This is a genomic window from Streptomyces sp. NPDC015130, from assembly GCF_043080005.1.
Classification (GTDB): Bacteria; Actinomycetota; Actinomycetes; order Streptomycetales; family Streptomycetaceae; genus Streptomyces.
The window spans coordinates 1-1,872 of sequence record NZ_JBIBVC010000039.1; the positions used below are offsets into that span (position 1 = coordinate 1).

Annotated in this window: 2 protein-coding genes; one reads left to right on the forward strand and one right to left on the reverse strand. The window is 68.8% G+C overall.

Annotated elements, in window-relative coordinates; genetic code table 11:
* Nucleotides 1-965: APC family permease (locus tag ACF08F_RS37660; protein ID WP_392303068.1), on the reverse strand; the 965-nt coding region annotated here is incomplete at its 3' end.
* A gap of 234 nt (nucleotides 966-1,199) precedes the next feature.
* Between ACF08F_RS37660 and ACF08F_RS37665 the strand changes: the two genes are divergently transcribed.
* Nucleotides 1,200-1,868 carry a TrkA family potassium uptake protein gene (locus ACF08F_RS37665; protein WP_024758514.1) on the forward strand — a complete coding sequence of 223 codons (669 nt, stop codon included), beginning with the start codon at nucleotides 1,200-1,202 and terminating at the stop codon, nucleotides 1,866-1,868.
* Nucleotides 1,869-1,872: the final 4 nt, after the last annotated feature.

Sequence of the window (1,872 nt, forward strand, 5' to 3'; positions counted from 1 at the left end):
CCGAAGACGGCGGCGGCGACCTGGGAGATGACCGGGTCCTGGACGTAGCTCTCGCCGACCGGCACTCCGTTGTGGAGGAGGTCCTGGGCGGGCTTCTCGGCCATCCGGACGTCGGTGGCCATGGCGAGGAAGATGATGCCGCAGAACATGGTGACGGCCAGGCCGCCCATGAGGGCGAGCGTGGTCGCGGCGTTCTTCGACTTCGGCTTCCGGAAGGCGGGGACGCCGTTGGAGATCGCCTCGACGCCGGTGAGCGCGGCACAGCCGGAGGAGAACGCGCGGAGGAGGAGGAAGATCAGCGCGAAGCCGGCCAGCCCCTCGTGCTCGGGCTTGATCTCGAAGTCGGCGGTGGGGGCCTTCATGGTCTCGTCGAGGACGATCCCCTTGTACGCGCCCCAGGCGATCATGAGGAAGACGCCGGCGACGAAGACGTACGTGGGGATGGCGAAGAGGCTGCCCGACTCCTTCACACCGCGCAGGTTCATCACCGTCAGCAGGACGATGACGCCGACGGCGCAGGCCACCTTGTGCTCGACGACGAAGGGGATCGCGGAGCCCAGGTTCTCGATGCCCGAGGAGATCGAGACGGCGACGGTCAGGACGTAGTCGACGAGCAGGGCGCTCGCCACGGTGAGTCCGGCCTTCGGCCCGAGGTTGGTGTTGGCGACCTCGTAGTCGCCGCCGCCGCTCGGGTAGGCGTGCACGTTCTGCCGGTACGAGGCGACGACCGTGAACATCAGGACGACGACCGCGAGTGCGATCCACGGGCTGAAGTGGTACGCCGACAGTCCCGCGACGGAGAGGACCAGCAGCACCTCGCCGGGGGCGTACGCCACCGAGGACAGCGGGTCTGAGGCGAAGACGGGGAGGGCGATCCGCTTCGGGAGGAGCGTTTCCCCGAGCTTGTCGCTGCGCAGGGCCCGCCCGATCAGGATCCGTTTGGGCACGTCGGTCAGTTTGGACACGGAGAGGATCGTAAGCGTTCGAAATCCGCCATGCTCACCGGCACCCCCGATCAGCACGGAATCTCCCTGAGTACCACCTCTGATGCGGTCCCCGCCACCGTTGCCGCATAAGCTCGGACCGGGCAACCCGGCAGGGTGTTGCCCGCCGCGGCCCGGGCCGATCGGGCGAGGAAAGTTGTGGGCAGGGTGTTTTCGCAGGTCAGCAGGGCGATCAGGAGTGCGGGGTAAGGGGACGTGCACATCGTCATCATGGGCTGCGGGCGAGTGGGAGCCGCTCTCGCGCAGACCCTCGAACAGCAGGGGCACACCGTCGCGGTCGTCGACCAGGACCCGACGGCTTTCCGTCGTCTGGGATCCGGTTTCGGCGGCCGTCGCGTCACGGGTGTGGGCTTCGACCAGGACACGCTGCGCGAGGCCGGGATCGAGGACGCGGGTGCCTTCGCCGCGGTGAGCAGCGGCGACAACTCGAACATCATCGCGGCGCGGGTCGCGCGCGAGATGTTCGGCATCGAGAACGTGGCGGCACGGATCTACGACCCGCGCCGTGCCGAGGTCTACCAGCGCCTCGGGATCCCGACGGTGGCGACGGTCCGCTGGACCGCCGACCAGATGCTGCGGCGGCTGCTGCCCTCCGGCGCGGAGCCGCTGTGGCGGGACCCGAGCGGCGGCGTGCAGCTCGCGGAGGTGCACACCTCCCCCGCCTGGATCGGCCACAAGGTGAGCCGCCTCCAGGAGGAGACCGGCGTCCGTGTCGCCTTCCTCACCCGACTGGGCGAAGCGATTCTGCCCACCTCTCAGACGGTGCTCCAGGAGGGTGACCTGGTGCACGTGATGATGCGTACGGACGACATCGCGAAGGTCGAGGAGGCCTTCGCCGAGGGTCCTGAGGAGGGCGGTCACTGATGCG